Origin of the sequence: Luteibacter sp. 22Crub2.1, assembly GCF_900167995.1 — a bacterium.
GTDB classification, from domain to species: domain Bacteria; phylum Pseudomonadota; class Gammaproteobacteria; order Xanthomonadales; family Rhodanobacteraceae; genus Luteibacter; species Luteibacter mycovicinus.
Window position 1 is genome coordinate 13,106 of the sequence record NZ_FUYT01000019.1, and the last position, 22,515, is coordinate 35,620.

Annotated in this window: 15 protein-coding genes and 2 pseudogenes; 10 read left to right on the forward strand and 7 right to left on the reverse strand. The window is 65.4% G+C overall.

What is annotated here, in order from left to right:
• Window positions 1-113 precede the first annotated feature (113 nt).
• The 5 genes from B5X73_RS17945 to B5X73_RS17965 all read right to left on the reverse strand — a co-directional run bounded on the left by B5X73_RS17945 (window position 114) and on the right by B5X73_RS17965 (window position 6,089).
• Window positions 114-617 (reverse strand): hypothetical protein, encoded by a 504-nt coding sequence (locus tag B5X73_RS17945; RefSeq protein WP_139382834.1) that lies wholly within the window; start codon window positions 615-617, stop codon window positions 114-116.
• Between the two features lie 82 nt (window positions 618-699).
• The gene (locus tag B5X73_RS17950) at window positions 700-927 is read right to left on the reverse strand and encodes a hypothetical protein (RefSeq protein WP_139382835.1); all 228 of its coding nucleotides are present in this window, start codon (window positions 925-927) and stop codon (window positions 700-702) included.
• 168 nt (window positions 928-1,095) lie between these two features.
• Window positions 1,096-2,607 carry an amino acid permease gene (locus B5X73_RS17955; protein WP_079522780.1) on the reverse strand — a complete coding sequence of 504 codons (1,512 nt, stop codon included), beginning with the start codon at window positions 2,605-2,607 and terminating at the stop codon, window positions 1,096-1,098.
• Between the two features lie 87 nt (window positions 2,608-2,694).
• On the reverse strand, window positions 2,695-3,741 hold the full coding sequence (locus B5X73_RS17960) for a glycerophosphodiester phosphodiesterase (protein ID WP_079522781.1): 1,047 nt from the start codon (window positions 3,739-3,741) through the stop codon (window positions 2,695-2,697).
• Window positions 3,742-3,797: 56 nt separating this feature from the next.
• On the reverse strand, window positions 3,798-6,089 hold the full coding sequence (locus B5X73_RS17965) for a TonB-dependent receptor (protein WP_079522782.1): 2,292 nt from the start codon (window positions 6,087-6,089) through the stop codon (window positions 3,798-3,800).
• Window positions 6,090-6,267: 178 nt separating this feature from the next.
• On the opposite strand from B5X73_RS17965, the gene B5X73_RS17970 reads away from it, so the two are divergent.
• From B5X73_RS17970 to thrC, 5 genes and pseudogenes are all read left to right on the forward strand, one after another.
• Window positions 6,268-8,193 (forward strand): alkaline phosphatase family protein, encoded by a 1,926-nt coding sequence (locus B5X73_RS17970; RefSeq protein ID WP_176167886.1) that lies wholly within the window; start codon window positions 6,268-6,270, stop codon window positions 8,191-8,193.
• A 181-nt stretch (window positions 8,194-8,374) separates the two neighbouring features.
• On the forward strand, window positions 8,375-10,369 hold the full coding sequence (locus B5X73_RS17975) for a bifunctional 2',3'-cyclic-nucleotide 2'-phosphodiesterase/3'-nucleotidase (RefSeq protein ID WP_079522784.1): 1,995 nt from the start codon (window positions 8,375-8,377) through the stop codon (window positions 10,367-10,369).
• Window positions 10,370-10,920: 551 nt separating this feature from the next.
• A pseudogene (locus B5X73_RS17980) lies at window positions 10,921-11,988 on the forward strand (homoserine dehydrogenase); the annotation flags it as partial.
• The gene (locus tag B5X73_RS17985) at window positions 11,982-12,932 is read left to right on the forward strand and encodes a homoserine kinase (protein WP_079522817.1); all 951 of its coding nucleotides are present in this window, start codon (window positions 11,982-11,984) and stop codon (window positions 12,930-12,932) included. The pseudogene B5X73_RS17980 and the gene B5X73_RS17985, both read left to right, overlap by 7 nt.
• A gap of 2 nt (window positions 12,933-12,934) precedes the next feature.
• The gene (gene thrC / locus B5X73_RS17990) at window positions 12,935-14,212 is read left to right on the forward strand and encodes a threonine synthase (protein WP_079522785.1); all 1,278 of its coding nucleotides are present in this window, start codon (window positions 12,935-12,937) and stop codon (window positions 14,210-14,212) included.
• A gap of 26 nt (window positions 14,213-14,238) precedes the next feature.
• Here the strand turns inward: thrC and B5X73_RS17995 are convergent, their stop codons facing one another.
• Window positions 14,239-15,540 carry an OprD family porin gene (locus B5X73_RS17995; RefSeq protein ID WP_079522786.1) on the reverse strand — a complete coding sequence of 434 codons (1,302 nt, stop codon included), beginning with the start codon at window positions 15,538-15,540 and terminating at the stop codon, window positions 14,239-14,241.
• Between the two features lie 307 nt (window positions 15,541-15,847).
• Window positions 15,848-16,732 carry a hypothetical protein gene (locus tag B5X73_RS18000; protein ID WP_079522787.1) on the reverse strand — a complete coding sequence of 295 codons (885 nt, stop codon included), beginning with the start codon at window positions 16,730-16,732 and terminating at the stop codon, window positions 15,848-15,850.
• 523 nt (window positions 16,733-17,255) lie between these two features.
• On the opposite strand from B5X73_RS18000, the pseudogene B5X73_RS18005 reads away from it, so the two are divergent.
• From B5X73_RS18005 to leuB, 5 genes and pseudogenes are all read left to right on the forward strand, one after another.
• A pseudogene (locus B5X73_RS18005) lies at window positions 17,256-18,431 on the forward strand (2-isopropylmalate synthase); the annotation flags it as partial.
• A 63-nt stretch (window positions 18,432-18,494) separates the two neighbouring features.
• The gene (locus B5X73_RS18010) at window positions 18,495-19,442 is read left to right on the forward strand and encodes a branched-chain amino acid transaminase (protein WP_079522789.1); all 948 of its coding nucleotides are present in this window, start codon (window positions 18,495-18,497) and stop codon (window positions 19,440-19,442) included.
• On the forward strand, window positions 19,439-20,854 hold the full coding sequence (gene leuC / locus B5X73_RS18015; RefSeq protein WP_079522790.1) for a 3-isopropylmalate dehydratase large subunit: 1,416 nt from the start codon (window positions 19,439-19,441) through the stop codon (window positions 20,852-20,854). The genes B5X73_RS18010 and leuC overlap by 4 nt, the downstream gene beginning before the upstream one ends.
• On the forward strand, window positions 20,851-21,447 hold the full coding sequence (gene leuD / locus B5X73_RS18020; protein ID WP_036116577.1) for a 3-isopropylmalate dehydratase small subunit: 597 nt from the start codon (window positions 20,851-20,853) through the stop codon (window positions 21,445-21,447). The genes leuC and leuD overlap by 4 nt, the downstream gene beginning before the upstream one ends.
• On the forward strand, window positions 21,444-22,508 hold the full coding sequence (gene leuB / locus B5X73_RS18025) for a 3-isopropylmalate dehydrogenase (RefSeq protein WP_079522791.1): 1,065 nt from the start codon (window positions 21,444-21,446) through the stop codon (window positions 22,506-22,508). The genes leuD and leuB overlap by 4 nt, the downstream gene beginning before the upstream one ends.
• Window positions 22,509-22,515 lie beyond the last annotated feature (7 nt).

A 22,515-nucleotide genomic window follows, 5' to 3' on the forward strand; every position in this document is an offset into this window, starting at 1 on the left:
TTTCTGGCCGGTCCGGGCCGTGCTGCTCCGAGGTGGGGAATTTTAGAGCCTGCGCATCTCAGGGGCTGAGCTTTAGTCGTAGGATATTGCCGACACGTCGTGTAGGGGAATTCCTACAAGAATTTCACCTGCACGGACATCAGGTCCTGATCGCCCTGACGGAACTGGCATAGGCGACCCACTTCGGTACTCAGCATTTTCATGGCGAGATCGTGAGCTTGCTCAGACGTGACGTCCGGCCTCGCCGCCATCGACTTTGCCATGGACGCGACCATAGGGTCATCTGCTGCCGGTGGCTTGCTCTGAGGTTCACAGGTCAGAGACACCGGGGAGCCCTTATACGTACCGGCGATGCCCTTGGTCGTTTCGTCATCGATACCTTCGACCACCGTGGACCAGCCAATTTTCACTACGTACTTATCGTGGCTCATGCTGCCCTCGGTGACGCAGAGCTTGGCATCTACCTGCTTGCCGCCGATCGCGACCGGCCGGGCCTGACACACCGTGCGTCCGGGCACCGCGGTAAGCGGTTCGCCATCCGTATCGGCGGCCAGGGCGGGTATCGACATGGCCGTAGCGATCGTGAGCAGCACGAGTTGTTTTTTCATCTGAATCATCATGACTCCAAGCAAAGTTAATCCATAAACGCGTGAGCGGCTGCGGGCTCGACTCCGCTCGACGCCACGTGTGACGTTCTGGCTATACGCTGCTGATGTGCCAGTCATCCGGGCCGCGCCATGCCATGGTACGGAATTGCAGCGAGGGATCCACGTCATCTCGGTATGCCCGCGCGAACTCTGCGGGCGACCAACCTTGGCCATCGACGAACACGGCGTCCAGGTCAATCAAATCGAGGAGAACCTGCCGTCGATGGTCGCCCGATGCGACGACAGACCGACTGATCCCCTCTTCGATCAGGATGCGCACCGACTCCCTATCCATGTGCAGACGCTCCAGATAGACACACACCGACAGCAAAACCCAACCACCCGGCGACGGTCACGGTGCCGCTACTCAGCAGCCCGAACGCGATCGGGTAAGCCAGCAGGATGGTCGCGAGAATCGCCAGTAAGCCCCTCACGGCTGCCGTCTACCTCAACGATACCCACGATTGAGCTTGCTGTTCCGCACGCCATACGTGAAATACACGATCAGGCCCAGCACCATCCAGATCGCAAACCGCTCGAAGGTGATCGCCGGCAGCCCCCAGATCAGCGCCAGCGAGAACAAAATGCCCAGCGGCGCCACGAACCACACGGCCGGCGTCTTGAACTTCCGCTCCAGGTGCGGCTTGCGTACGCGAAGCACCAGCACCGAGGCGCAGATCAGGATGAACGCGCTCAGCGTACCGATGTTTACAAGCTCCGCCACTTCGCCGATAGGCAGCAGACCCGCTACGACGGCGGTGAAGATGCCCAGGATCATCGTCGGGCGTGCCGGCGTACCGAAGCGCGGATGCACTTGCGCGAACCATGCTGGCAACAGCCCATCACGCGACAGCGCGAACCAGATGCGCGCCGCGCCGAGCATGAAGGCGAACAGCACGCTGATCACACCGATCACCGCCGCGACGGCGATCACGTTGCTAAGCCACGGCAGGCCGATGGCGTTGAAGGCGTCGGACACTGAGGCTTCGCCGCTTAGCGTCCCGTAAGGAACGATGCCGGTGAGCACCAGCGACACGGCGATATACAGCACCATCGCGACCGCGAGCGAGAGCAGCACCGCGCGCGGCAGGTCGCGCTGCGGGTTCTTCGCTTCCTCGGCCGCCGTGGTCAGCGTGTCGTAGCCGAACACCGCGAAGAAGACGACGCTCGCGCCCGTCAGCACGCCCTGCCAGCCGAAGTGGCCCATGCCCTTGGCGTCGAAGACGCGCGCCGGGATGAACGGGTGCCAGTTGTCGGTGTTGATGAAAAACGCGCCGACGCCGATCACCAGCGCTACGCCGATCACCTTGATACCGACGATCAGGGTGTTGAGGCGCGCACCCCACTCCGTCTTGATCGACAAAAGGATGGCGACGAACAGCGAGATACCGGCGGCGATGACGTTGAAGCGGTGAGCGTCGGTCGGGCCCGGCAGCGGATTCGCGACGCTGAAGCCGACGCCCAGCTTCGCCTGCTGCCAGTAATAGTTCATGGTGTCGGCGCTCATGCTCTTCTGCGCCCACTCCGGCAGATGTACGCCTGCCGTGGCCAGCAACACCTGCACGTAGCCGGACCAGCCGATGGCGACCACCGCCACCACCAGGGCGTATTCGAGCAACAGATCCCAGCCGATGATCCAGGCCGCGCCTTCGCCGAGCACGGCGTACCCGTAGGTGTAGGCACTGCCGGTGACCGGGATCAGGCCCGCGAACTCCGCGTAGCAGAGTGCGGCACAGGCGCTGCCGAAGCCGGCGATGATGAAGCTGAGGGCGACGGCCGGGCCGGCGTTCAGGGCCGCCTGCTGGCCGGCGAGCACGAAGATGCCCACGCCGATGATGCCGCCGATACCGATGGCCGTGAGCTGCCAGAGGCCGAGGACCCGGCGGAAGTCCGTACGCAGGCCGACCTCCGCCTGCAACTGCTCGACGGACTTGTGGCGGAGAAACTTGGCTAACGACATCGGGGCGACCCCTGGAGCTGGCAGAGCCCGGGATCATAGCGGGGCAAGGGCCAGGGTGTCGTCAGAAAAGCCCGACACCCCGCAGGATCAGGGGCGATCCAGCGCCTTGCGCCCCAGCGCAGGGTCGTCGGTAAAGAACGCATCGATCCCGGTCGCCAGATAGGCCCGGATCTCAGCCACCGAACCGGCTTCGTTCCGCGCCGCATCCCCCGCGTCGTCGCGGAAATCCGCCGCCAGGAAGTGGTTCTCCGGCCGGAACGTATACGGATGCACCTCCAGCCCGGCGGCGTGCGCGTCGTGCACCAGCGGCGCGACCGGCGCCAGCTTTCCGTCTCCGGTCAGCGGAATGATGCTGCGCGTGGACGGCCCGATGGCGTCGGCGTAGGTGGCGATGGCCTTGAGACCTTTCGGGGTCATCATCGCGCTGTAGGTGGTCGACGGCTGGTCGGCCGGGTGCTGGTCGGCCAGATCCATCAGCTGGAGCAGACGGATGTTCGGGTGATCCTTGCCCAGCTTGCCGCGCAGGTACTTCAGATTGCCGATCTCGAACGACTGGATCTCCACGGGTGCGGTGCGCGTATAGGCGTGCGCCGCCAGCGTAGCCAGCACCTTGTCTTCCATCGGCAGGCCGACGCCATGGAAATACGTCGAGTGCTTGATCTCCGGAATGATGCCGATGACCCGATGCCTGGCCGACGCTTCCGCGGCGACAAACTCGATCATCTCGTCGAAGGTCGGCACGGTGAACTGGCCGTCGTAGGCCGTGTTGGCCTTGCGGATATCCGCAAGGCGCTCGCGGGCGCGCAGCGTCTTCAGCTCGGCGAGGGTGAAGTCTTCGGTAAACCACCCCGTGATCGACTCGCCATCGACGGTCTTGGTCACCCGGCGGCTGGCGAACTCCGGATGCGAGGCCACATCGGTCGTCCCCCCGATCTCGTTTTCGTGACGCACGACCAGCACACCGTCCCTGGTGGAGACCAGATCCGGCTCGACGAAGTCGGCACCGTCCTCGATGGCCACGGCGTACGAGGCCAGCGTGTGCTCCGGACGCAGCGCACTGGCGCCGCGGTGACCGATGACGAGGACCTTCGCGGCAATCGGCTTACCGGGAGCCGGGGCGGCGGACGTGGGCATCGAGAGCACTCCAAGGGCCAGGGCCAGAGCGCATGAGGATAGTGCAATCGCCTTCATCAGAAATCCGCCGACAGGGTAACGAAGCTCTGGCGCGGCGCGCTGGCATGAAACGCCAGTGCGCGGCCGTTCGGATCGGTCGCGCCGAACGCGGTCAGATTGGTCGCGTAACGATGGTCGGTGAGGTTGGTGATGTTCAGCGCCAGCGTCAGCGACTTGAGGTAGCCGATCGTACCGAAATCGTAGCCCGCGCCGAAGTCGAACGAGGTGGCGCCGGCCACACTCTGATCGTTGGTATAGGTGTAGTAGCGCTTGCCGGTGTACTTGCCACGCAGGCTGGCCGACCAGGGGCCGTAGGTGTAGCTGATCTCGCTGGAGTACATGCGCTTGGGCGTGTCCACCGTGGTCTTGCCCTTCACCGGGACGACCACACCGCTGGCGACGTAGTTGTCGTCGTAGCGCGAGCGGTTGAACGAGGCGGAGTTGTACCACTCGAAGCCACGGACCGGCTTCCAGATGAAGGTGAATTCCGCGCCGCGACTGGACACCGAGCCGACGTTGACGAAGGCGGTGTTGCACTCCGGACGCGTGCCCTGCTCGATGCTCGGGCAGGGGTTGAGGGAGAGCAGACGATTGTCGAACTTCACGTCATACAACGCCACCGATGCTTCGTACGACTGACCGACGCTGCGGAAGCCACCATCGATGGAGCGCGACTGTTCGGGCTTGAGGTTGGCCTTGGTACCGTCGAACGCGCTCTGCGACACGGAGAGCGGGCCACCGGCACCGCCGCCCTGGAACGCCGCGATGTTCTTTGCATACGACAGGAACACCTCCTGACCGGGCGCCAGCTGGAAGGCAAGACCTGCCTGCGGCAACAGCGACTTGCCCGCCTTGAGCGTGCCGTTGGCATACGGGCTTTCCACGCCCGGCGCTTCGACCGCCTTCATGGTCGTGTGCGGGCTCTTCACACCGACGTCGATGGTCAAGCGGTCGTCCATCGCCTTGAAGCTGTCCTGCAGGTACGCCTGTTTGGTGGTGATCGTATAGTCCTGCGAGAACAGACGACGATCCGGGTCGGACAGATAGAAATCGTCGTTGAACGGACCGTCCACGTAGTAGAAGTTGCGCTCCACGTGATGGTTGTTCTTCTCGTACCACACGCCGCCCTCGACATGATGATTGCCGAGGTCCCACGACAGCGACGCGATCGCGCCATTGCGATTGATCGTGTAATTGGTGCTGCGCAGGGAGATCGGCAGCTCCGCGGCGGTGCCGGGGTTGGACTTCTGACCCGGCGCCCACCAGTGGCCCTGGCCCGCGTTCTCATGGTGATAAACCTGGGTATGCAGCGTCGCGCCATCGGCCACGGCGAAGTCGCCCGCCACGTAGTACAGATCGTCGCGTCGCAGCGCGCGGCTCAGGTAGTAGGCATCGTCGGTGTTGTCGACGCCGCCGGAGTAACCGCAACGCGAGTCGCGCACCCCACCGACCGTGTAAGCCGGCGTGCAATAGGCCGCCGCCAGGGCGCGGTTCCAGTCCGGTGCGTAGAGATTCCAGTCCCAGCCGAGGCCGCGCCTCATGCCGCTCCTGGACAGATAAGCGTAGTCGGCCTGCGCGGTCCGCGAAGTGTCCGCGAAGCCGGTGATCCGGTTGCCGTCACCGAACTCATAGACGGCCTTGCCGTTGAACTGCCTGGTCGTGGTCTTCGAGCCCGGCTGGGCCCACATGTCCGCGTCGGCCTTGATGCCGGACAGGTACATCGAAAAACCCTTGTAGTCACCCGTGTCGATGCGCGCATAGGTGCGACGGTTGTGGTCGCTGCCGAAGGTCTGCGCCGCCTTGCCACCGAAGGTCTTCGCCGGATCCGACGAGAAATACTGAATGGCGCCTCCGAGGTTGCTGGTCGACGCCGTCCCGAGCGCGCCGATGCCCTCGGACAGCTCGACCGTCGCCATGTTCTCGGCGATCAGGGCGCGCGAGATATTGAGGCCGTTGTAGTTGCCGTAGGCGTTGTCGCCCAGCGGCAGACCGTCGAGGGTGTAGCCGAGGCGCGTGGTATTGAAACCGCGCAACGTGATCGACTGGGACTCCTCGTTGGCGCCGAAGGCGTCATTGGACTGCACCGAGACGCCCGGCAGGCGATTCAGGATCTTCTGAGGGCTGGTACCCGGCGGGAGAACCTTCTGGTCCTGGGGCACGATGCGCTGCACCTGGCGGGTCTCGCCCTGGCCGATCACCGAGACCGCGTCCAGATCCTGCGTCTTCGGGGGCGGCGCGTCTTCGGCGTGAGCCTGCAGGGCGATGGCGGCGGCGAGGGCGAGAAACAGGGCGCTGCGGTTGTGCTTCATCGACAGGAAACTCGTAAAACGTAAGAAGCCTTCGAGCGTGGCCGCCCAGTGTTTAGGTTTTCTTACGAAGAGAAGAACATGTGACGCGGAGTGACGCAGGTCGCAGTTCGGCCGCGTCCCCGTACTGCAACACGCACGCCTCACCATGGCGTCCTTTACCCTCACGCGGAAACGATCCATGCGCCGACTCGCCCGCTTTGCCGCCCTGCTTCTGGTGATCCTGGCCGTGGACGCGCACGCCTCCCGCCGCGTCATCGTTTTCGTCTGGGACGGCATGCGACCGGATGCCATCAGCGAAGACGACACGCCGAATCTGGCGGCGCTGGCCAGGCAGGGCACGTATTTCGCGGACAACCACTCGACCTACCCGACCTTCACCATGGTCAATGCGTCGAGTTTTGCCACGGGCTCGTTCCCGGGGACGATCGGTTTTTACGGCAACCGCTTCTGGGCGCCGGGCGCCAGCGGTTTCGATGCGAAGGGCGCACCCAGCGACTTCGCCTCGCCGGTCTACACCGAGGACTATGCGGTACTGCGCGCGCTGGACGATCACTGGCACCACGATCTGCTGGAAGCGCCCACGTTGCTGGAGCGCGCACGCAAAGCGGGGCTGAAGACCGCTGTGGTGGGCAAATCGGGCCCGGCCTTCCTCCAGGACATCCACGAAGGCGGCGTGATCCTCGATGAGAACGTGGCGCTGCCGCTGGCTTTCGCGCAGCGACTGACGAAGGCCGGCTATCCGCTGCCGGCCAATACCGTACACGCCTACGATCCAGATCATTTCCACCTGGAGCCGGACAACGGCACGCCCACCGCGCCGTTGCCGCTGGTCACGATGAAGGACGGCGCGACCACGGACGCCTCCGATGGCGCCGGTGCGCCGGCCACACCGTCCAATGCGTTCCTGATGAAGGCCTTCCTCGACTACGTTCTGCCAGTCGAGAAGCCCGATATCAGCTTCGTCTGGCTGCGCAATCCCGACGGCACCGAGCACAGCTACGGTGTGGGTTCGCCGAACTTCCACCTCGCCCTGCGTGCGCAGGATGAACTGCTCGGCCAGCTGCAGGCGAAGCTGAAGTCGCTGGGCATGGATGCGGATACCGACCTCGTGATCGTCTCCGACCACGCGCATAGCAACGTCGCCGGTCCTGCCGACCTGTTCCCCTTGCGTCAGATCGCCGATGGCCGTGTCGGTCGCGTCGAAGCGGAATGGGGCTTCTCCACGTCGGGCGCGATTCGTCTCGCCGATGAGATGACCCACGCCGGCTTCAAGGCGTTCGACGGTTTCGGCTGCATCTACGCGCCAGTGATGTCCGGCGTCAAAGCGGATGGCGCGCAGCTGCATCCGACCCGCTTCGACGATGACGGCCGCGCTTGCGGCAAGCCCGGCCCGTATACGACGCCGTCGTACAAGGTACCGGCCGACCTGCCGAACGATGCCTTCGTCATCGCGCCGAATGGCGGCAGCGAATACCTCTACCTGCCCTCGCACGAGCGCGCTCGCATCGTGGAAGCCGTACGCTTCCTGCAGAGCCGCGAGATGTTCGGCGCGATTTTCGTCGACGCCCGCTACGGCAAGATCCCCGGCACACTCCCGCTGGCGGCCGTGCATCTGGAGAACACGCGTTCACCCGACATCATCGTCAGCTACGACTTCAACGCCGACGCGACCGTGCAGGGCTTCAAGGGTACGGTCTATACCAGCATGTCCAACGAGCGCGGCATGCACGGCAGCTTCAGCCCGATCGACGTGCACAACATGCTGCTGGCCAGCGGTCCGGATTTCCGCAGGAACCTGCGGAGCGAACTGCCGAGCGGCAACGTGGACGTCGCGCCGACCATCGCGGCCGTGCTGAAAATTGACCTCGGCAGGCCGGACGGGCGCGTGCTGCGCGAGGCGCTGGAAGGGCACTCGCCCGAAGGTCTGAGCGTGAAGCCCGCCGATATCGCGACCGACACCGCGACGGGCCTGGACGTGCGCCGCGTGGACGGTACGCCGATGAATCGTTCGACGTACCGCTTCGTCCTCAAGACCAGACAACTGAGCGATAACGGCAAGACCTACACCTACTTCGACCAGGCTAAGGCGGAACGCCTCCCGTAAAAGCGCGCCCCACCCCCGCGTGTAGGAGCGCGCCCCGCGCGCGAAAAGCCAACGAAGCGGCGACGCGGCACACCAGAGGCACACCCGCAACACACCCATCGCGCGCAAGGCGCGCTCCTACATGACCTTTTCTGCTAGTTTTCCGCCCCGAATCTCCTTGTTCCCACCCGGATACCCTTCGATGTTCAGATCTCTCGCGATGGCCACGCTTTCGGCCGCCCTTCTCGCTGCGTGCGCCAGCGCGCCGACCGCGGATAAGTCCGGCAAAACCGGCAGCGTGAAAGATGGCGCCACGCTCGACCTCGCCATCCTCGAGACCACCGACGTCCATTCGAACATCCTCTCGTACGACTACTACAAGCAGAAGGACGACCCGAGCTTCGGCTACGAGCGTCTCGCCACGCTGATCCATCAGGCGCGCAAGGAGTTCCCGAACACGGTGCTGTTCGATAGCGGCGACACCATCCAGGGCTCGGTACTCGCCGATTATCAGGCACTGGTCAAACCGGTCGGTTGCGATACCGAGCTCGGCATCTACGCCGCGATGGACGCGATCGGTTACGACGGCGGCACCGCCGGCAATCACGAGTTCAACTACGGCCTGCCGTTCCTTGCGCAGGTCACCAACACCGCGATGAACGTCGACGGCGTGAACCCGCGGCAGTGTGCCGGCCCGAAGTTTCCGCTGGTGCTGTCCAACGTCTACAGCGTTCGCGACAAGCAGCCGATCTTCAAGCCGTGGACGATCGTGACCAAAACCGTCGAGGTGAAGAACGCCGACGGCAGCACCACGCCGACCGCGCTTCGCATCGGCATCATCGGCTTCACGCCGCCGCCGATCCTCGACTGGGACAAGCGCAACCTGCAGGGCAAGGTCACCGTCGACGGCGTCGTCGAAGCGGCCAACCGTTACATGCCGGAAGTGCTCGCGCAGAAACCGGACCTCGTGGTCGCCATCCTGCACGGTGGCCTCAACACCGCGCCGTACACGCCGCAGATGGAGAACGGCGGTTGGTACCTCGCCGGTGTGCCGGGCATCGATGCGCTGCTGCTCGGCCATTCGCATACCGAGTTTCCGGGGCCGCGCTACATGGACATGAAAGACGTCGACGCGAAGCGCGGCATCGTCCGCGGCGTGCCTGCGGTCATGGGCGGCTTCTTCGGCAAGGATCTCGGTGTCATCAACATGACCATGACCCGCGAGAACGGTCGCTGGGTGGTGCAGAAGGACAAGAGCCACAGCCAGGTCCGTCCGATCTGTCCGAAGAAGAACGAGTGCGTGCCTGCGGATCCAACCATCGCGCCGATCGTGAAGGAAGCGCACGACGCCGCGGTCGCGTACGTCAACACGCCGATCGGCGCGACCGATCACGACCTCACCAGCTACTTCGCCGACGAAGGCAACATGAGCGCGCTGGCGGTGGTCAACGCGGCTCAGGCCGACTACGCACGCGACGAGATCGCGCGTGAGCATCCGGAGTGGAAGGACATTCCGGTGATTTCCGCGGCTTCCGCCTTTCGTACCGGCTTCGGCGGTCCGGACGATTACACCGATGTCGCCAGGGGACCGATGACGATCCGTAACGCCGCGGATCTTTACTTCTATCCGAACACGCTGGCGGCGGTGAAGATCGACACGGCAGGGGTGAAGGCCTGGCTCGAGAAGTCGGCGACGCGCTTCAACCAGATCGATCCGTCGAAGGACGGCGAACAGCCGCTCACCGGCAAGCTGGTGCCGTATAACTTCGACCAGATGCAGGGTGGCATTACCTACACCATCGATATCACGAAGCCGGAAGGCGAGCGTATCGGCAACCTGCGTTACAAGGGCAAGGCGATCAAGGATGGCCAGGCCTTCATCGTCGTGACCAACAGCTATCGTGCGAACGGTGGTGGTGAGTTCCCCGGCATGAACGGTGAGTCCGTCGTGCTCAACGCGCCGGACGGCAACCGCGAAGTCGTGATCAAGTGGGTCGAGGCGAAGAAGACCGTGACCGCGAAGGACGTGGACAAGCGTTCGTGGAGCTTCGTGCCGGTGAAGACCAGGGGGCCGGTGACGTTTACGGCGGCGTCGGGGAAGGAAGGCGTAGCCAAGGCGCAGGGACTGGCGATCAGGCAGCTGCGCGACAACGGCGACGGTACGGCGGTTTACGCGCTGGATCTTTCGAAGCGTTGAGGTAGTTCGCGTCGCCCGCGGGGCGGGCTCCTACAGAGGCTGCGATGGACGGGGTCGCCCGCGGGGCGGGCTCCTACAAAATTACGCAGACTTGTAGGAGCCCGCCCTGCGGGCGATTCAACCTTGCCCAGCCCCCCCCGGCAGCAAAGCCAGATCCTCCATAGGCCATCCGGCCACGTCCGACGCGCTTGACAGCCCCCATCACCCGGGCATAACGTCGGGCACATGTATCCCATCACGCCAGCGCTGCGTTTCACCACGGTCTCCCCGACCGGCACGCTTGCGTCCGTGACCACCACCGCGACCACATCCACTACGACCATTACCATGGTCGGAGGATCGGAGTTCGCGCGCGCCTAGTTCCTTGTCGCTGCCGGCCCCGACCTCCCGCAGGACGGGATCGGCGCCGGAACTCCCAGCCAAGATCCCCACCTGACGTGACCACGGGCCTCTCACCGGAGGCTTTGATCGTGTCCATCGCTGTCGCATTACCCCGCTCACCCTTACGCGCCGCGCCCGTGCGCGCCGCCGTCCAGCCTCTCGTGGTGCATGTCGGCGTCGTCGGACCCGGCAAGGTCGGCAGTGCGCTGCTGAACCAGCTGCGCCTTGCGGCTCCGCGTCTGCTGCGTGACTGCAACCTCGAACTCAGCCTGCGCGCCGTAAGCGACAGCCGGCACATGTGGCTCGACTGCGACGACGACGCCCTCAACGGCCGCCAGCACGGCGCGCAGACCTGGCGTCCGGCCGAACTCGATGAGTTTGCCGCCTATGTCGCCGGGGACGGCCACCATGTCGCCGTCATCGCCGACTGCAGTGCCAGCGACCTGGTCGCCGACCACTATGCCGGCTGGCTCGGCGCCGGTATCCACGTCGTCACCCCGAACAAGCGCGCGGCCAGCGGCCCGCTCGAACGCTGGCGCAAGATCGCCGCCGCGGCCGACGCCAGCGGTGCGCACCTGTACTACGAAGGCACGGTCGGTGCCGGCCTGCCCGTCGTGCAGACCCTGCGCGACATGATCGATACGGGCGATGAGCTCACGGCCGTCGAAGGCATGCTTTCCGGTACGCTGGCCTGGCTTTTCAACCGCTTCGATGGCTCCGTACCGTTCTCGGCCCTGGTCCGCGAGGCCCACGCCATGGGCTACACCGAACCCGACCCGCGCGACGATCTGTCCGGCATGGACGTGGCCCGCAAGGTGGTGATCCTCGCGCGCGAGGCCGGCGTTGCCCTGTCTCTGGACGATGTGGCCGTCCGCAGCCTGATCCCTGCCGAGCTCGCCGGCTCCTCGCGCGACGAGTTCATGGACAACCTCGAAGCGATGGATGCGCCCATGGCCGCCCTGCTGGCCGATGCCCGTATCGCGGGAGGTGTACTGCGCCACGTCGCGCGGCTCGATGGCCACCGTGCCTCGGTCGGCGTGCAGGTGGTCGACGCCGACCATGCCTTCGCCCATTCGAAGCTCACGGACAACGTGCTGCGTTTCGCCACCCGCCGATACTGCGACAATGCCCTGGTCGTCCAGGGGCCGGGTGCCGGTCCCGAGGTCACGGCCGCGGCAGTATTTACGGATCTGCTGCGCGTGGCCGGTGCCATGGGAGTAAAACGGTGCGCATGCTGAAAGAACAATCCTCACCCCTGATCCGCGCGGACGTCGCTGTCGCCGAGGCGTATGCGAGTGTCGGCAACGTCGGCATCGGTTTCGACATCCTGGGCCACTGCGTCGCGGGCGCGGGCGATCGCGCGGAAGTGCGCCGCATCCCCGAACGGGAGGTGCGCATCGCCGCCATCCATGGCGTGATCACCGACCTGCCGCTGGCCGCCGCGGACAACACCGCTGGCGCCGCACTGCTGTCGATGATGCGCGCGCTCGACCTGCCCTTCGGCTTCGAACTCACCCTGCACAAGGGCATCGCGCTGGGCTCCGGGATGGGCGGCTCCGCCGCGTCCTGCGTGGCCGCCGTCGTCGCCGCGAACGCGTTGCTCGACGAGCCGCTGCCGCGCGAAGCGCTCTATCCGTTCGCGCTGGACGGCGAAGCCGTCGCCAGCGGCAGCCGTCACGGTGACAACCTCGGCCCCATGCTGCTCGGCGGACTGGTGCTGGCCACCGACAAGCGCCTCGTGCGCATCCCGGTACCGGCGGCATGGCATTGCGCCCTGGTCCATCCGCATGTGGTGCTGGAGACCCGCCGGGCGCGCGCCGCACTCGCGGGCCATTACGCGCTGGGTGAATTCGTGGCGCAGAGCGCCAACCTCGCCCTCGTGCTCGCGGGTTGCTACCGCGGCGAAGCGGCGCTGGTACGCGAGGGTCTGTCGGACGTACTGGTCGAACCGCGACGTGCGCCTCTCATTCCGGGCTTTGCCGACGTCAAGCAGGCCGCGCTGGATCACGGTGCCTTCGGCGCCAGCATTTCCGGCGCGGGGCCCAGTGTGTTCGGCTGGTTCGAAGACCGCGCCTCGGCTGACGCCGCGTCGCACGACATGCGCGCCGCGTTCGCCGCGGCCGGCCATGACAGCGACATACTGGTCGCTCCCATCGACGGCCCTGCCGCCAGGGTTCTCTGAGCATGCGCTACGTCAGTACGCGCGGCGGTGCCGCGCCCACGCGCCTTTCCGACGCCATCGCCGCAGGCATTGCCCCGGACGGCGGGCTCTACGTTCCCGAACGGATGCCGACGGTCTCGCTGCCTTTTCGCCAGGGTGACCTCGCCGGCACCGCGCTGCGGATGCTGGAACCGTTCTTCGCGGGCGATCCGCTCGAGGATGAACTGCCTGCCATCTGTGCGGAAGCCTTCGCCCATCCGACGCCCCGTCGTCAGCTGCCCGTCCACGGCGCACATGTGCTGGAGCTGTTCCATGGCCCCACGGCGGCGTTCAAGGATTTCGGCGCGCGCTTTCTCGCCGCGTGCCTCAGCCGGCTGCGTCGCGACAACGACCGGCCGCTGACCATTCTCGTCGCGACCTCCGGCGATACCGGCGCGGCGGTGGGAGCCGCCTTCCACCATCTGCCGGGCGTGCGCGTCGCCATTCTCTACCCGGACAACCGGGTATCGCCGCGACAGGCGCATCAGCTCGGCAGCTTCGGCGGCAATGTGCGTGCGCTGCGCGTGGAGGGCAGCTTCGACGACTGCCAGCATCTCGTGAAGGCGGCGCTCGGTGACCCAGCCCTGCAATCCGACGTACCGATGTCCTCGGCGAACAGCATCAGCCTTGGCCGCCTGCTGCCACAGATGGCCTACTTCGGCCATGCCTCGCTGGAGGCCGACGAAGCGATGCACACGATCGTGCCGACGGGGAATCTCGGTAACGCGGTAGCCGCCTTGTGGGCGCGCGCGATCGGGTTACCGATCGGGGATGTGATGTTTGCCTGCAATGCGAACGATACGCTGCCGGAATTCTTCGGCGGACAGCCTTATCGCGCGCGCGATGCGGTGGCCACGATCGCCAACGCGATGGATGTCGGCGCGCCAAGCAACTTCGAGCGGCTCTGCCATTTGTTCGGCGGTGAGGGAGCGGCGCGACGCGGCGGGCACGCCGAAAGCGTCGACGACGCGGAGATCCGCGATGTCATTCGTCGCCATGCGAGTAACGACGGCGAGATCTTCTGTCCGCATACCGCGACGGCTGTCCGCGTGTTCGAGCGACATCGGCATGCCGGCGATCGACGCGCATGGACGATCGCGGCGACGGCACATCCCGCGAAGTTCGATACGGTGGTGGAGCCGTTGATCGGACGTACGGTCGCGGTGCCCGAAGCGCTGGGTGCCATGCTGTCGCGCAGGGCGGCCGCGGAGCCGATGGCGGCGGACGGACGGATGTTCGCGGAGTGGTTGCGGGGCTGGTAACCAGCCCCTGCCGGCGATGCGTCCGATCAGAACTGGTAAGCGATCATCAGGCGGTTGCTCGTCCACGGCAGGTTGCCGGGATTGAGATTGTTGGTACCGCCCACCGGGTGCTCCCAGCGATCACGGATCTGCAGACCCTTCAGCACGTCGTCGAGCTTGTAGACGATGTCGACGTACAGATTGTGGCTGGTACCACGCAGATTGGTGTCGTAGTGCGCATAGGCCGCCGTGAGGCTCAGCGCATCGTGCAGCATCAGGTAGGTCGCCTTCGCCTTCCAGGCATGTCCCGGCCCCTGCTCGACCAGGCCACGCAGCATCGACGTGGTGTACAGCGGATCGGCCGAATAGCTGTTGCTGTACGGCGAGATGATCGCGCCACCGCCCACCGCGTCGTGCTGACGCTCAAGCTTGTTGTACGCCACGTCGAACCTGGCCTTGCCGACCGACGCACCCGCATCCACGCCCCAAGCCTGCGCATCGACGCGGTCGCCGGCGGCACCGGTGAGCCTGGTGTGCGTTTCGACGAGCACATTATCCGGGCCACTGGTCTGGCGAACGATCTGCGCGCCGACGAACGGCGTGATACCGCTGTCGTTTCTGAACGTGTACATGCCGTCCACGTAGCTCATCCGGCCGAAGTGCTCGAAGTCGTAGAACCACGCCTGCGCCTTCAGGCCGCCGGTCGCGTACGTCGTACCGATCGCCGTGGTGCCGTCCATTTCCTGCGCGGTGCGCGGCAATGCGCCGTTGTTCCCGTACATCGAGTCGTGATGGTACGTCGACGGGTAATACAGGTTGTCGTCGTTGTAGCCGCTGGAGGTTCGGCTTTTCCAGCGGAGCGTGCGGATGGCGAAAATGTCCCAGCCTCTGGCCGGCTTGAAGTCGAACATGGCCGCCTGATAGGAAGCGGGGATCGCCCGCGAGTCGAACTGCCCCATCCACGGCGTGTTGAGATACTGGTCACCGGCCCGTGCCACGAGCCAGTCGTTCGCATACTCGGCATAGGCCTGGGTGAACCCGCTGACCGCGTGGTTCGGTCCCATCAGCGAGGTATCGACCCGGCCCGGGTTGTCGGCACGCGTACCGAGCGACTGCGCCGAGAACGCGGTGGCGGCGAGACTGAAGCCACCCACCTTGCCGCTCTTCACGGTGAACAGCCCCGCCAGTGACGTGGCTCGCGTGTTGTACTGCGTGTCGGCATCGTAATGACGAGCAAAGCTGTACAGGCGCAGTTCGCCGTTGAACGAACCGTCGCGGAAGAAATCATCGGCCTGGACGCCGGCGGCCGTGCATGCGAGTGCGGCGGCGATCAGATAACGGGCGCGCATCAGTGCACCGCACCGGCGTAAAACGAGCTGACCACGGTTGTATCCCCTGCTTTGCGTTTCAAGCGCAATTTCAATTCAAGACCGGGGACGTCGCGGAAGAGGTACTTCGCTCGTCACCCACGCTTTTCGCAACTTCATGCGATTCGACTTGCAACAGCGCGGATGACGCGACGGGTTGCCCGCCCATTATCGGCAACCCTGTAACGAACTTGAAACAAAAATGACATTTCGGAGTTGAGGAAAATCCATGGCGGGGCCCGGTTCGTGGGAGCGGCGGATGCCGCTCCCACGAGCTCCAGCCTCGCCGTCAGGGCTCGTCCCGGCCCTCCGAGCGGGCCAGCAGTGCGCGGATCGCATCGCCCGTCTTCGCCACCACCCCCAGCGGCCCGGGCGAACCGACCTCAGGCAACTGGGCCGTGATCGACGCAAGCAGTAGGCCAAGCCTTGCTTCGGGGTCGTATTTCCCTTGCGCATCGATCGACGTGCCGTCGCTTCCCTGCACCCGTCGCAGCGAACCGTCGGCGGCGTAGATCAGGGAGACCCGATCACCGATGGTGACCACGCGATCGTCATTGATGAGGAATTCGGACACCGACTCACGGGAGACGCCGCGCACCCGGATGCCGGCATCCTCCTCATTCACGGTCCAGCGCACGCTCCGCCCGCCCTCGGTCACCTCGCGCAAGGTGAGCTTCCCGTCCTGGTAGGCATCCGAGACATCACGCTTCCCGGCAACCGCCGAAGCGCGCCCGGCCGCCTGACAGAACACGGGGAACATGTTGTCCACATCGAGCTCCCGGTTCGCGAAGGGCCCCATCGGCATGCCTAAGGCCATCATGTAGACCGAAAATCCCGGCGCGCAGGACATGTAGCCGTAGCCGCCATCGCCGCTGCTGTGCCATTCGCTGTCGCCGCCCGGCCGGTCATAGCGGAACTGATAGGTGTACGCGTAGCCGATGTCGCTGGTTCTCGCCGAGATGAGCTGGCAGTCGGGTTCGTTGAAGTGTTCGCAGCGCGCCTGCATGGCCCGGAGGCTCACCTGCATCAGGTCGGTGAAATACTCACCGGCGGCTTCGTACTCGATAAAGGGAGGGGGCGCGTCAGCCGCATGGGCGAGAGGGGTGAACGCGAGGAAGGTGCATGCCGTGAGCCGCGCAAACATGCGCGCTCCGGCCGTCCGTTGCTTGGCCATGAATCGTCCTTTGGGATACGTCGACTGGAACGTGACCAGTTTAGGTGGCGCAAAAAAACACGGTCAACGTGACCAAGTGCGACCTCCGTCACACTCCCACTAACTGTCCATTTTTCTCATTCCATGAGGGCCATACCACTTGGCCGCAAGCCGCATTCCAGCGCGGCCTGCGTAGGAAAACCACGACATCGGGCGTCTAGCCGTCCAAACGTCCTAGGAAAAAAGTTTCGCGCGAAAGTGTTGACACACGTCGACGAAGTGACATACGTTCGATGACATGACGCAGCGCACCACCCATGGCCGCTTTGACCTGAACCGCCTTCCGGCGGTCGGCAAGCTGCGTCTCGGTGGCGGCCTCCTTCTTCTTAGCCTTGTACTTATTACCTGCGGAGGTGCGGGCTGAGGGCAAGTGTCCAGGTGAATAAGCAACAAACCTGAAGACTCCTGAAGAACCCCGCACCCGGCAACGGATGCGGGGTTTTTTATTGCCCCGGGCCCGCCTCATTCACGAGCGGAGCCAGACATGAATCCAGCAAACCAGGGCAGCACCGAATCCGTCGAGAGCGACGTAGGCGGCCGCGTGCGTATCTTCGACACCACCTTGCGCGACGGCGAACAGGCCCCTGGATTCTCCATGGACCGACGAGCCAAGCTGCGCATGGCGCATGCCCTGGAAGAACTGGGTGTCGACATCATCGAGGCCGGATTCCCCCAGGCCTCACCCGACGATTTCGCCGCCGTAGCCGAGATCGCGAGATCGCTGAAGACGCCCACGGTCGCCGCGCTGGCCCGATGCCAGCCAGGCGATATCGACAGCGCGGGCAGAGCATTGCAAGGCGCGCATCACTCACGGATCCACCTGTTTCTGTCCACCAGCCCGCTGCATCGCGAACACAAGCTGGGCAAGAGCAAGCAGCAAGTCATCGACATCGCCGCCGAATCCATCCACCGGGCGAAGGCCCTGGCCCACGAAGTCGAATTCTCCGCCGAAGATGCCCTGCGCACCGAACCGGACTACCTCGCCGAGATCTTCTCGGTCGCCGTTGAAGCCGGCGCCAGCGTCCTGAACGCTCCCGACACCGTCGGCTACGTCACCCCCGACGAAATCACCCGGATGTTCACCTACCTGCGCACCCACGTGAGAAACGCGGACAAAGTCGTGTTTTCGGCCCACTGTCATGACGATCTCGGCCTGGCCGTCGCCAACTCGCTGGCCGCCGTCGCCGCCGGTGCACGCCAGGTGGAATGCACCATCAACGGCATCGGCGAACGCGCCGGCAACGCCGCCATGGAGGAGATCGTCATGGCGCTGCACACGCGCCGCCCACTGTTCAAGGTCGATACCGGCATCGTCACCCGGCACTTCTATCCGACCTCTCGCCTGCTGGCCGAAGTGACCGGGCAGGCCGTGCCGCGCAACAAGGCGATCGTCGGCGACAACGCCTTCGCGCACGAGTCCGGCATCCACCAGCACGGGATGATCAAGCATCGGGGCACGTACGAAATCATGCGGCCACAGGACGTCGGGGCGAAAACCTCGCTGGTCCTGGGCAAGCACTCCGGTCGCCACGCGCTGCGGCAGCGCCTGGAAGAACTGGATTACGACATCGACGAAACGACGCTGGACGCCGTCTTCGATCGCTTCAAGGCGCTGGCCGACAGGCAGCGCTCGGTAACCAACGACGATCTCACCGCTCTGATGAGCGCTTACGAATTCGATACCCAGGCCGCGCCCGTCGCGGTCCAGTCCTGAGGAGGATCCATGGAAGCCCCGAAACATCTCTGGCACAACGGCCGCATCACGTCCTGGCAGGACGCCACCGTCCATGTCGGCGCACACGCGCTGCATTACGGCTCCTCCGTCTTCGAAGGCATTCGCGTGTACTCCACGCCGGATGGCCCGCGCTATTTCCGACTGGAAGAGCACACCGAGCGGCTGTTCCATTCCGCGCGTGTGTACGACCTGGTGATGCCGTACGACGCCAGGCAGATCAATCAGGCCTGTCGCGATGTCATCACCGCGAACGGACTGCAGTCCGCTTACGTGCGTCCCATCGTCTTCCGTAGCGGATTCACCTTCAGCCTGGCGCCGTCGCTCGACACCAGGGTCGACGTGTCGATCATCGCCTTGCCCTGGGGCGCTTACCATGGCGCCGACGCGATCGAGAAGGGTGTCGACGTCTGCGTCTCCTCGTGGAACCGCGCCGCGCCCAATACCTATCCCAGCGGCGCCAAGGCCGGCGGCAACTACCTCAACAGCCAGCTGATCGCGCGCGAAGCGATCAATGGCGGCTTCGCCGAGGGCATCGCGCTGGGCACCGACGGGCTGCTGAGCGAAGGCGCGGGCGAGAACCTGTTCATCGTGCGCAAGGGCGTGATCTACACGCCGCCCGCCGCCTCGTCGATCCTGTGCGGCATCACGCGGGACTCCGTGCTGACGCTGGCGCGCGCGCGCGGCTTCCAGGTCATCGAACAGCCGCTGCCGCGTGAAATGCTCTACTTCGCCGACGAAGTGTTCATGACCGGTACGGCCGCCGAAGTCACCGCCGTGCGTTCGGTCGACCGCAAGCCGGTCGGCAGCGGTCGTCCGGGGCCGATCACCCGTCAGTTGCAGGACGACTTCTTCGGGCTGTTCGACGGCCGCACCGAAGACCAGTGGGGCTGGCTGTCGCCCATCGGGGAAACCGCGGACGGGAGGGTCGCGGCATGAGCGCGCGTACCCTGTTCGACAAGCTGTGGGACAGCCACCAGGTAAAAGCCGAAACGGAAAGCACGCCCGGCGTGCTCTACATCGACCTGCACCTGGTGCATGAAGTCACGTCGCCGCAGGCTTTCGACGAGTTGCGCGCACGCGGGCTGAAGGTGCGCCGCCCCGATCGCACACTCGCCACGCTGGACCATTCCACGCCGACGCTGCCCGCCGATGCGGACGGCAGGCGTCCGTACTACACGAAGGAGGCGGAAGCCCAGGTCGCGAAGCTGGAGTCCAATGTCGCCGAGTTCGGCATCGACCTGATGGGCTGGGACAGCCCGCAACGCGGCATCGTGCATGTGGCCGGACCCGAAGTGGGCGCCACGCAGCCCGGCATGACCATCGTCTGCGGCGACAGCCACACCGCCACGCACGGCGCCTTCGGCGCCCTGGCCTTCGGGATCGGCACCACGGAAGTCAGCCATGTGCTGGCCACGCAGTGCCTGCTGCAGCGTAAGCCGAAGTCCTTCGCGATCCACGTCGACGGCGCGTTGCAGCGAGGCGTCACCGCGAAAGACCTGATCCTGCACATCATCGGCCAGATCGGCATCGGTGGCGGCACCGGTTACGTGCTCGAGTACACCGGTGAAGCCATCCGCGCGCTGTCGATGGAGGAGCGCATGACGGTGTGCAACATGTCGATCGAGGCAGGCGCACGCGCAGGCCTGATCGCGCCGGACGAGACCACGTTCGCCTGGCTGAAGGGCCGCGAGCGCGCGCCGAGGGGCGAAGCCTGGGATCGTGCGGTTACCGCATGGCGTGCGCTGCCCACCGACGCAGGCGCCACCTACGACCGCGAAGTCCGCATCGACGCATCGGCGATCCAGCCGTCGGTCACGTACGGCACCCATCCCGGCATGGTCGTGCCGATCCACGCCAACGTGCCCGCTGCCGCCGACGCGCAGGAACAGCGTGCGCTCGACTACATGAAGGTCACCGCGGGCAGGCCGATCACGGGCGAGACGGTCGACGTCGTCTTCGTCGGCAGCTGCACCAACGGTCGCCTGTCCGACCTGCGCGCCGCCGCGGAAATCCTGCGCGGCCGCACCGTCGCCGCCGGCGTCCGCATGCTGGTGGTGCCGGGCTCCGAGCAGGTACGTCGCGATGCCGAGCGCGAAGGGCTGCACGAGGTGTTCCGCGCCGCCGGTGCCGAGTGGCGCGAGCCGGGCTGCTCCATGTGCATCGCCATGAACGGCGACCTCGCCCAGCCGGGCCAGCTGGTCGTCGCCACCAGCAACCGCAATTTCGAAGGTCGTCAGGGCAAGGGCGCACGCACGGTACTGGCCAGCCCGCTGGTCGCCGCCGCGTCGGCGATCGCCGGCCGAGTCGCCGATCCCCGCGATTACATGAACCAGGAAGTCGCCGCATGAGCCAGACCAGCCGCCCGCTCGCCTACGTGCATTCCCGCACGGCGGTGCTGCGTAACGAAAACATCGACACCGACCGGATCATCCCGGCGCGCTTTCTGACCACCACCGAACGTACCGGCCTGGGCAAGCATTGCTTCGAAGACTGGCGCTACGCCGCCGACGGCAGTGACGACCCCGCGTTCCCGCTGAATCAGCCCGCGGCGCGCGGTTGCTCGATCCTCGTCGCCGGCCACAACTTCGGTTGCGGCTCCTCGCGCGAACACGCGCCCTGGGCGCTGCTGGACTACGGCATCCAGGCGGTGATCTCCAGCGAGATCGCGGATATCTTCCGCGGCAATTCGCTGAAGAACGGCCTGCTGGCGATCGTGGTCAGCGAGGCCGAGCACCGCTGGCTGCTCGACAATCCCGGTGTCGAACTGCGCATCGATATCGCCGAAGGCAGCATCCGCCTGCCGGACGGCGGCACCATTCGTTTCAATCTGGACGCGTTCTCGCGTCATTGCCTGCTCAACGGCGTCGACCAGATGGGTTTCCTGCTGCAGCAGGAGGCCGACATCGCGGCGTTCGAAGCACGCATGGAGGAAGCCGCATGAAGGCCTCGATCGTCGTATTGCCGGGTGACGGTATCGGCCCGGAAGTCGCTGAGGCCGGCGTCGCCGTGCTGAGCGCCATCGCCGAACGTTTCGGCCACGAGTTCACGTTCGCCGAGCACGCCATCGGCGGGGATGCGATCGATCGCTTCGGCGATCCGCTGCCGCCGAGGACGCGTGACGCCTTGCTGGCTTCCGACGCGATCCTGCTGGGTGCCGTCGGTGGTCCGAAGTGGTCCGACCCCAGCGCGAAGGTCCGTCCCGAACAGGGCCTGCTGGCCATGCGCAAGCTGCTGGGTGTGTTCGCCAACGTGCGCCCGCTGAAGCTGCATCCGCGCACCGCGGCGCTGTCACCGCTGAAAGCGGAGCGGACGAAAGGTGTCGACCTGGTCTTCATCCGCGAACTCACCGGTGGCATCTACTTCGGTGCGAAAACGCGCAGCGAGACCGATGCGACGGATGAATGCCGCTACAGCGTCGAAGAAGTGGAACGCGTGGTCCGCCATGCCTTCGAGCTGGCACGTACACGCCGCGGGAAGGTGACCTCGGTCGACAAGGCCAATGTGCTCGAGACATCGCGCCTGTGGCGCTCGGTGGCAACGCGCGTCGCCGCCGATTACCCCGATGTCGAGCTGGAACATCAGCTGGTCGACTCCATGGCGATGCATCTGCTGACGCGTCCCGCCGACTACGACGTCATCGTGACCGAGAACATGTTTGGCGACATCCTGACCGACGAAGCCTCGGTGCTCGCCGGCTCGCTGGGTCTGTCCCCTTCCGCGTCCATCGGCGGTCCTGGTGCGGGCGTCTACGAGCCGATCCACGGTTCCGCACCAGATATCGCCGGCCAGTCGCTGGCGAACCCGCTCGGCACGATTCTCTCCGCCGCGATGTTGCTGCGTCACTCGCTCGGTCTGGCCGACGAGGCCGCCGTGATCGAAGCCGCGGTGGATCACGTCCTGGAGCACGCCAACCTCACCCGCGACCTGGGCGGCAGCGCGAGCACGCATGACGTGACCCGCGCCGTCCTGGAAGCCTGTCACGCCAACGCGGAGGCCGCATGAACGACAA

What these genes read in the sequence shown, in the direction of transcription:
- B5X73_RS17945 (WP_139382834.1), bottom strand. Translation starts at nt 617, where the DNA reads ATGATTCAGATGAAAAAACAACTCGTGCTGCTCACGATCGCTACGGCC.
- B5X73_RS17955 (WP_079522780.1), bottom strand. Translation starts at nt 2,607, where the DNA reads ATGTCGTTAGCCAAGTTTCTCCGCCACAAGTCCGTCGAGCAGTTGCAG.
- B5X73_RS17960 (WP_079522781.1), bottom strand. Translation starts at nt 3,741, where the DNA reads ATGCCCACGTCCGCCGCCCCGGCTCCCGGTAAGCCGATTGCCGCGAAG.
- B5X73_RS17965 (WP_079522782.1), bottom strand. Translation starts at nt 6,089, where the DNA reads ATGAAGCACAACCGCAGCGCCCTGTTTCTCGCCCTCGCCGCCGCCATC.
- B5X73_RS17970 (WP_176167886.1), top strand. Translation starts at nt 6,268, where the DNA reads ATGCGCCGACTCGCCCGCTTTGCCGCCCTGCTTCTGGTGATCCTGGCC.
- B5X73_RS17975 (WP_079522784.1), top strand. Translation starts at nt 8,375, where the DNA reads ATGTTCAGATCTCTCGCGATGGCCACGCTTTCGGCCGCCCTTCTCGCT.
- B5X73_RS17985 (WP_079522817.1), top strand. Translation starts at nt 11,982, where the DNA reads ATGCTGAAAGAACAATCCTCACCCCTGATCCGCGCGGACGTCGCTGTC.
- thrC (WP_079522785.1), top strand. Translation starts at nt 12,935, where the DNA reads ATGCGCTACGTCAGTACGCGCGGCGGTGCCGCGCCCACGCGCCTTTCC.
- B5X73_RS17995 (WP_079522786.1), bottom strand. Translation starts at nt 15,540, where the DNA reads ATGCGCGCCCGTTATCTGATCGCCGCCGCACTCGCATGCACGGCCGCC.
- B5X73_RS18000 (WP_079522787.1), bottom strand. Translation starts at nt 16,732, where the DNA reads ATGGCCAAGCAACGGACGGCCGGAGCGCGCATGTTTGCGCGGCTCACG.
- B5X73_RS18010 (WP_079522789.1), top strand. Translation starts at nt 18,495, where the DNA reads ATGGAAGCCCCGAAACATCTCTGGCACAACGGCCGCATCACGTCCTGG.
- leuC (WP_079522790.1), top strand. Translation starts at nt 19,439, where the DNA reads ATGAGCGCGCGTACCCTGTTCGACAAGCTGTGGGACAGCCACCAGGTA.
- leuD (WP_036116577.1), top strand. Translation starts at nt 20,851, where the DNA reads ATGAGCCAGACCAGCCGCCCGCTCGCCTACGTGCATTCCCGCACGGCG.
- leuB (WP_079522791.1), top strand. Translation starts at nt 21,444, where the DNA reads ATGAAGGCCTCGATCGTCGTATTGCCGGGTGACGGTATCGGCCCGGAA.